This window comes from Bacteroides sp. OF04-15BH, assembly GCF_003477995.1.
Taxonomy (GTDB): Bacteria; Bacteroidota; Bacteroidia; order Bacteroidales; family Bacteroidaceae; genus Paraprevotella.
Window position 1 is genome coordinate 1 of the sequence record NZ_QUEM01000056.1, and the last position, 8,420, is coordinate 8,420.

The following is an 8,420-nucleotide window of genomic DNA, read 5'->3' on the forward strand; positions in this document are numbered from 1 at the left end:
AAGCAATGACGGAGAGGCAAAGCAGGATGGAAAAGAATAGTCGTCGTAAGTGTTTCATATAGTTCAGTTTTTAAAGTGGTTTCTTATACATTAAACTGTGTATTATGAAACAAAAATCGTGCCAAAAATTTATTTAATTAAATATCAATACGTTAACAAAAAAGCACAGTGTCCGAAAATGGACACACTGTCCATTTTCGGACACAAAACCGGACACTTTTCCTGTTTTTGAAGGAATTTCAGCTGCTTTTCTTAAGATTGTTCGTTTATGATTTCTTTTTCTCCACCTTATTAAATTTCCATGTTAAAGAAAGGAGAACATAACGAGGGAGGACATTGGAAAATTTCTCGATGCGCCCCTGAGAATTTACATTTATATATGTATATCGGTCGCGTCCCAGCAAGTCGTAGCCTTTGAGACATTATTTTACCATAGAAATAAGAAGCGTGTCCCTATATCCTGAAAAAATATAGGAACACGCTTCGTTTTATTGGATGCTTCGGTTGCAAAACCGATATTATCGGGAAGGAGTTTTTTGTTCCTGTTTTTTACCGGTCTATAGTCGGGTATTAATTTTTTCGGCACGAACTTCTGAAAACATCCTGATGATTTTTCCGGAATATCAGGATGTTTTCAGAACTTTATCGTGATGATTTGAATTCCGGTATTCTTTGAAAGAAATTAATTTTATAATTCTTTGTAAATCAGTGTATTGCATAAATAAATGAAGCGAAAGGAAAATACGGGTGCTTTGTCCGTATTTTTCTTTCGCTTCGAAAACCAGATTTTGGGTTTTTGTATGTTCTGTTCCGTCCGGCTATAAGGTTAGAAGTTAAATCCGGCCCGCACATAGGCACCGAAGGCTTTGCTTCGGCTGCAATAGTGCAGCGTGGCACCGATGGGACCGATGATGGTCTTCCAGTCATACTTTATGGCTCCTCCGATGATGTGGTATCCCTTTTCCTCATCGGCTCCGAAACCGTCCTGAAAGAATTTCAGCCATTTGTCGGATGTGATGGCCAGATTGCCTACCACACTGACATAGTGCACCTTACCAATCCGCTGGCGTAATTCCAGTCCGCCGAGAGCCAAGGCGCGGTGGGCGATTTCAAACCGGTTGATGCCGTAGAACGGAATCTGCTGCTCGAAATACTTTCCGGCTTCCTGTCCGCCCATAGTATTCGATTCGGAAACCGTGTTGCTGGCGGTGACATAGCGTCCGGCTGCCCAGGAGTGGATGGTGAAGCGGGTGTTCAGCGAAGCGGCACTTTCCCAGTAGATGCTGGTTACGTGGAACGGTTTCTGATGATTGAGCGATACTACATATTTATATAAGGCGGAGAATTTCTGTCCGGTAGTGGCAAAATACGGGTGGTCCATGCTGTTGAACGAACATTCTGCTCCCATCTTGAAATAACTCTCCTTGTCGATGTTTTCTTCAAAGCGGTGGTTCTCCGACTTGAAAAGAAAATCACCGTAATTGTAGTTGATGATCTCACTGCCGAAGTTTATCAGCATCTTTTTCCAGCTGCGGCCGAAGTGCAGAATCAGACGGTTTTTGTTGAAGTTGACTTCACAGACGCGTTCGCCCTTATTGTAGATGTTGAAATCGTTGAATTCTATCTTATAGGCCGCTGCCAGATTCCATTCCTTTCCGAGGTGGAAGGCATAGTCTAGCCGTCCCGTCATCTTGTTACCCAGGCGGGCGGTCAAGGCAAAGGAGTGGCGGGGCAGCTGCTTGAACTGAAACTGGGTGTTGAAAATCAGGGCCGCCATTTCCTCGTTGTCATATCTGGCGCCCAGGTTGAGGGTGTTTTTGGGCGCGTCGCCGATGAGCAGATGCTTGTACTGCTCATGCTTGTGCTCAGCCTCGGGCGAGAAGCGTACCGGACGGCTGTTGCGGGCCGGATTTTCGTTGCTCACATCGCCCAACTGCTTTTTTATGGCATAAATCTGGTCGATTTTTTCCATGGCGGCCAGTTCGCCCCGGTTGATCAGCGTGTCGATGGCTTCGGTCTTGAAGCTGGCGGTGCTGTATCCTTTGATGTTGATCTTGATATACACATCCGAGTTGCGGATGTTGTCTTTCCAGCGTGCCTGTCCCTGCAGGTCGATGAGCTGCATGAACTGGGCAAAAATATCGTTTTCCAGTTCTTCGGCCGTTTTCAGTTCCTCCTGCACATCGGCACCGATAATGATGTCGGCTCCCAGTTTGCGGGCCACATCCACCGGATAGTTGTTCACCATGCCGCCGTCAATCAGGATATGGTCGCCCAGAACCACCGGCGCGAAGATGCCCGGCAGCGACATGCTGGCCCGCACGGCAATGGGAAGCACGCCCGAGGTGTGTACGATTTCCTTTCCCGTCACCACATCCTGTGAAACACAGGCAAAGGGTATCGGCATTTTCTGGAAGTCGATCGAGTCGTGATAGCCCTCGGTCAGTTCCCAAAGCATGTTGCCGATGTTCCGTCCGCGGAGCACACCGCCGCTGATGGCATCCTGCGGCTTTTCGTGGAAGGGGAGCGAAAGGATATAGCGGTCGCTTTCCTCCTTGCTTTCCAGACTCATGTTCTCTCTCTTCTGCTGGTCGCTGAGCAGCTGTTTCCAGTCTTGTTTCATCATGATGCTGTCCAGCTCCTCGGGAGAGTAGCCGATGGAGTAGAGGCTGCCCACGATGGCTCCCATGCTGGTGCCCACAATATAGTCAATAGGAATGCCGGCTTTTTCGAGCACTTTGAGTACACCCACGTGTGCCGTACCCTTGGCACCGCCTCCGCTCAGTACCACCCCCACTTTGGGGCGCGCTGCAGCTTCGGAGAGCACCTGCAACAGAATCATCAGGATAAGGAATAGTTTCTTCATTGGTAAATCGTCATGAAAATATGCCAACTTGTCAGTCAAAAAGGACTTTTTTGCTGTGAATATGTCATATTTATGGGTTTGCAGACAAAGATACATTATTATATATTAATAACTCCCTACATCCGCTTTATAATTGCATGACAACAATTTTTTTTCGCCATTTCTCGGTTTTGGCACGGGGTTTGTTTTTAATTATGCGGATGGCGCTCTGAAAAGACGGGCATCCGGAGAGAATTTAAAATCATTTATTCAGATAATAATAAAAACAAATATAATTATGGGAAAGATTATTGGTATTGACTTAGGAACAACAAACTCATGTGTTTCTGTATTCGAAGGTAACGAACCGGTAGTAATCGCTAACAGCGAAGGTAAGCGTACTACTCCTTCAATCGTAGCTTTTGTAGATGGCGGCGAGCGTAAGGTGGGAGATCCTGCCAAGCGTCAGGCTATCACCAACCCAAAGAAGACTATCTTCTCTATCAAGCGTTTCATGGGTGAGACTTACGATCAGGTTCAGAAAGAGATCGCACGTGTGCCTTACACTGTAGTAAAGGGTGACAACAACACTCCGCGTGTAGACATCGACGGTCGTCTGTACACTCCGCAGGAAATCTCTGCCATGATTCTGCAGAAGATGAAGAAAACTGCCGAGGACTATCTGGGACAGGAAGTTACCGAGGCTGTAATCACAGTGCCTGCATACTTCTCTGACTCACAGCGTCAGGCTACCAAAGAGGCCGGACAGATTGCCGGACTGGAAGTGAAGCGTATCGTGAACGAGCCTACTGCCGCTGCTTTGGCTTACGGTGTGGACAAGGCTAACAAGGATATGAAGATCGCCGTATTCGACTTGGGTGGTGGTACATTCGATATCTCAATCCTGGAGTTCGGTGGCGGTGTATTCGAAGTACTGTCAACAAACGGTGATACTCACCTGGGTGGTGATGACTTCGACCAGGTAATCATCGACTGGTTGGCTTCAGAGTTCAAGAACGAGGAAGGTGTTGATCTGACTCAGGATCCTATGGCTTTGCAGCGTTTGAAAGAGGCTGCCGAGAAGGCAAAGATCGAGTTGTCATCTTCAACAACTACCGAAATCAACTTGCCATACATCACAGCTGTAGGCGGTGTGCCTAAGCACTTGGTTAAGAATCTGACTCGTGCTAAGTTCGAGCAGTTGGCCGACCGTCTGATCCAGGCTTGTAAGATTCCTTGCGAGAACGCAATGCGCGACGCTGGTTTGAGCAACGCTGATATCGACGAAGTAATCCTGGTAGGTGGTTCAAGCCGTATCCCGGCTATCCAGAAGCTGGTTGAGGACTTCTTCGGAAAGGCTCCTTCAAAGGGCGTAAACCCAGACGAGGTAGTAGCCGTAGGTGCTTCTATCCAGGGTGCTATCCTGAACAAGGAGGCTGGTGTGGGCGACATCGTATTGCTCGACGTTACTCCGCTGTCAATGGGTATCGAGACTATGGGTGGTGTCATGACCAAGTTGATCGACGCCAACACAACCATCCCTTGCAACAAGAGCGAGGTGTTCTCTACTGCTGTGGACAACCAGACTGAGGTAACCATCCACGTTCTTCAGGGTGAGCGTCCAATGGCTTCACAGAACAAGTCAATCGGTCAGTTCAACCTGACAGGTATCGCTCCGGCTCGTCGTGGTGTTCCTCAGATCGAGGTAACATTCGATATCGACGCCAACGGTATCTTGAAGGTATCTGCCAAGGATAAGGCTACCGGTAAGGAGCAGGCTATCCGTATCGAGGCTTCTTCTGGCTTGAGCAAGGAAGAGATCGAGAAGATGAAGGCTGAGGCTGAGGCTAACGCTGATGCTGATAAGAAAGAGCGCGAGCGTGTAGACAAGATGAACCACGCTGACTCAATGATTTTCCAGACTGAGAACCAGTTGAAGGAGTTGGGTGACAAGATTCCGGCTGACAAGAAGCCTGCAATCGAGGGTGCTCTCCAGAAGTTGAAGGATGCTCACAAGGCTGGTGACATCGCCGCTATCGACGCTGCTACCGCTGAGCTGAACAACGCATGGCAGGCTGCCAGCGCTCAGATGTACCAGGGTGGTGCACAGGCTGGTCCGGGTGCAGGTGCTCAGGGTTCTGCTAACGCAGGTTCTTCTTCTTCAAATGAGACTATTCAGGATGCTGATTTTGAGGAAGTTAAGTAATTAATCGGCAATATAGTTTTAATGAGGCATAATTTTCATGGTTATGCCTCATTTTTTTATTTATAAAATTATGAGCAAGGAATTTCAAAGAAAATCAAAAGAGGATAGACCAGTCATTGCAATATGTTATGACTTTGATAAAACTTTATCTCCCGATGATATGCAGGCTCAAGGATATATTCAATCGGTAGGGTATGAAGTAGAGTCTTTTTGGAAGGAGTCGAATGGACTGGCCGAAGACAATGACATGGACCAAAATTTGGCTTATATGTTTACAATGCTTCGGAAAGCACATGGAAGATTTGTATTTAATAGAGAGGCTCTAAGGGATTATGGAGCTAAGGTGCAGTTGTTCCCCGGTGTTGAAACATGGTTTAAGCGTATAAAAGAGTATGGAAAAGAAAAAGGAGTAATCGTGGAGCATTATATCATTTCATCAGGACTGAAAGAAATGATAGAAGGAACAAAAGTGGCAAAGGAATTTGAGAAAATTTATGCCAGTTCATTTTATTATGATGAGCAAGGAGTTGCTCAATGGCCGGCGCAGGCGATCAATTATACCAGCAAGACACAATTTCTTTTTAGAATAGAGAAAGGTACATTGGATGTAAATGATTCTGCTGTTAACGATTATTTTGCGCCGGAGGATATTCGTATTCCTTTTAGAAACATGATTTATATTGGTGACAGCGACACGGATATACCATGTATGAAACTTATCAATACTAATTCAGGTCATTCAATAGGAGTTTTTAATCCGGAAACTCAGGATAAGAGAAAAGTCTATAGAATGATGGAAGATAAACGAATAAAATATTATGCTCCTGCCGACTATACAGAAGGATCAGAATTGGACATGCTGGTGAAAAACATCATCGACACGACTGCTTCGAATGAAAAACTGATGTCTATCCATTACAGAAACAAACAAGAACAGGTTCGTCATAATGGAAAGGCTGACTATAAGGAAGATAAGGAAAAAGAAAAACTTATCATGGATTTGGAGAATAGCAATAGCTTTAAACAAACCCATTCTATCATTTCAAAACTTAAGAAAATCAAGAACTGGACTCCGGAAGAAAAGAAGCAATTACAGCTAATTGCAGAAAAGAATAAACAGGTTTCATCTATAAAAAAGGATGAAGATGTTGCTTCTTTCTATTCATCTCTTGAATAGTTTTTATTGGCAGGCTGTAAAGTATTTTTTTTGTGTAAATGGAAACCGACAAATAGGGAGATAACAATCAAGCCGTTCACTCATTGTGATGAGAGAACGGCTTGAAGTGATTAATAGACTGGTCAGGAAGTTTTATTCAATCTTGATGACCTTTTTGCTAAAGGTCTTATTTCCTGCAACAATATTTACGATATAGGTTCCGGCTGACAGATTGCCAACATTCAGCGAAACTTTCTTTGCTGATACATTATAGCTTCTCATAATCGAACCATTGATGTTTATAATCTGTATGGATCTGATGGTCTTGCCTTTTGCAGATACATTTAGTTTGTCCTTTATAGGCAACGGGTAGATCATAACATCTTCATCAAGAGAGATTTCTTCGATGGCGCTCTCCGTATCAACAATATAGATGTATTCTGCGACTTCACTTTCATACATGTTTGGAGCCACTGCCATCATCTTAAGGGTGGTCGTTTCGTTGATGATGATAGGAGTTCCATCGTAAATCAAAGCATTGTTGTCACAAGGGCAGGAGCCATCCAATGTGTAATAGATAACCGCATTAGGTGTTGCACAGGACAACGTTATTTCCGTACCCTTTTCAACGGTTGTGCCAGAAGCTATGCTGGCAGTAGGAGTCTTGGTGAGTTCTGGGCCATGTTTGACTGCGACCATGGTTGTTGCCGTAAGGTCATAGCCTTCAACACCGAAGATAACAGCTGCCGTTCCCGGTAATTCTCCGTGAACAGTAATCACGGCATTACCCTTTTCGTCAATGATGACGCGTTCCTGGTCTACGCCAAGAATCATAGAGGAAGTATTTCTGACAGTCAGAACCTTACCGGCAGATGCCTTTGCGGGAAGCACTGATATGGTCAGATTTATAGAATCACCATAGAAAACATTCGCGGTGGAATCTGCTCCGATCTTTGACACTTCGAGTTCAACCGGGAATTCTTGCACGAAATCATCCTCCATACGGATACCTGCATAACTCTTAACGCGGTTGCTTACGTGCAGGGTAATCTCCTCATGGGCAAAGGGGACATTGCTGTTGAATCGAACCTTAGAGGCATACTTGGTGCTTTCTCCTTCGTAGGAAACTTCTTCATTGAGTAATACGATATTACCCTCTGCAATATGATCACCATCCATGATAAAGATATTATCTGTCGTGAGCAGTTCCGGCATCATGTACTTGTCAAATTCAATTTCAACAGCATCGTCAAAAGCATGGGCGGTTTTCACTTCGGGCTGGCGGTTTTGTGTCATGGCAATATTTACTTCCAACTGAGGTGGAGGCACCGGCAACCATTCGGAGTAAGTGGTTTCATAACCTTCTTTCTCGAACTTCACTTGCCACAGACCTTGCGGCACATCCCAACGATAATAGCCGTTTTCATCGGTGAAGAGTGGATTTTCCTGGGCATACTCTTCTGCATCCCACTTCACAATGTTTTCATGCTTATCGCCATACATATCTTCTACAATCTCTTTGTAGAAGCAAGTGGCGGTGACACCCTCAAGACGATTTGAGAATACTCCTTCGTAAACATAGCCAGAAGGGTCTTCTACTCCATTGGTGTGTCCGTTTCCGGAATCTCCCGAATCACTTCCACTATTGCCGTAGCAGTTATCGCATCCCTCGTTGCCGTCCTCCTCATCATCTTCATCATCGCAACTGTTGCATTCTCGTTTTATAATGTTGATTTTTTTAAGAATATTTTTTTCTGCATAAGAGAATATTGTACTATGAGCAAAATCCATTCCGAAATCAATGAGGATTTCTTTGACCAGCTGTTTTAGTGCTACAGCTGGTAAGGCAGCACCTCCTGTTGCGGTCAATCCTGCTATACTAGCTAGATCATTTATAAGTTCAATCTCTATTCGACCTAAATAGAAACTTATTTCTCCCACAAAAAATAGCTCAATATCATTATTTGTGATAGAAATCAATTCCTTAGCATCCTCACACTTACAACTTTCTAATGTAGGAACTTGCGTATGCAAATTGCCTATTTTAGATATATTATCTATTGCTTCAGAACATAGAGTTAAATAATTTACAAATGGTATTACTTTGCCTATCCAGCCTTTTAAATATTTGACGTCTCTGAGTGCATTTGTGGCATAGTTCAGTTTTTTCTTATTTTCCTTAATTCCGCAACACTATTATAAAATATTTTTTT

At 44.5% G+C, this 8,420-nt stretch carries 4 protein-coding genes; 2 read left to right on the forward strand and 2 right to left on the reverse strand.

What is annotated here, in order from left to right:
* Positions 1-826: 826 nt before the first annotated feature.
* Positions 827-2,866, reverse strand: a complete 2,040-nt coding sequence (locus DXA74_RS15080) for a patatin-like phospholipase family protein (protein WP_233550582.1) — start codon at positions 2,864-2,866, stop codon at positions 827-829.
* Between the two features lie 277 nt (positions 2,867-3,143).
* Here DXA74_RS15080 and dnaK point away from each other — a divergent pair, with 277 nt between their 5' ends.
* On the forward strand, positions 3,144-5,051 hold the full coding sequence (gene dnaK, locus DXA74_RS15085) for a molecular chaperone DnaK (protein WP_118528956.1): 1,908 nt from the start codon (positions 3,144-3,146) through the stop codon (positions 5,049-5,051).
* Positions 5,052-5,121: 70 nt separating this feature from the next.
* On the forward strand, positions 5,122-6,228 hold the full coding sequence (locus tag DXA74_RS15090; protein ID WP_118528960.1) for an HAD family hydrolase: 1,107 nt from the start codon (positions 5,122-5,124) through the stop codon (positions 6,226-6,228).
* Between the two features lie 132 nt (positions 6,229-6,360).
* On the opposite strand, the gene DXA74_RS15095 is transcribed toward DXA74_RS15090, so the two are convergent.
* Positions 6,361-8,076, reverse strand: a complete 1,716-nt coding sequence (locus DXA74_RS15095; RefSeq protein WP_147401149.1) for a chitobiase/beta-hexosaminidase C-terminal domain-containing protein — start codon at positions 8,074-8,076, stop codon at positions 6,361-6,363.
* Between the last annotated feature and the right edge of the window lie 344 nt (positions 8,077-8,420).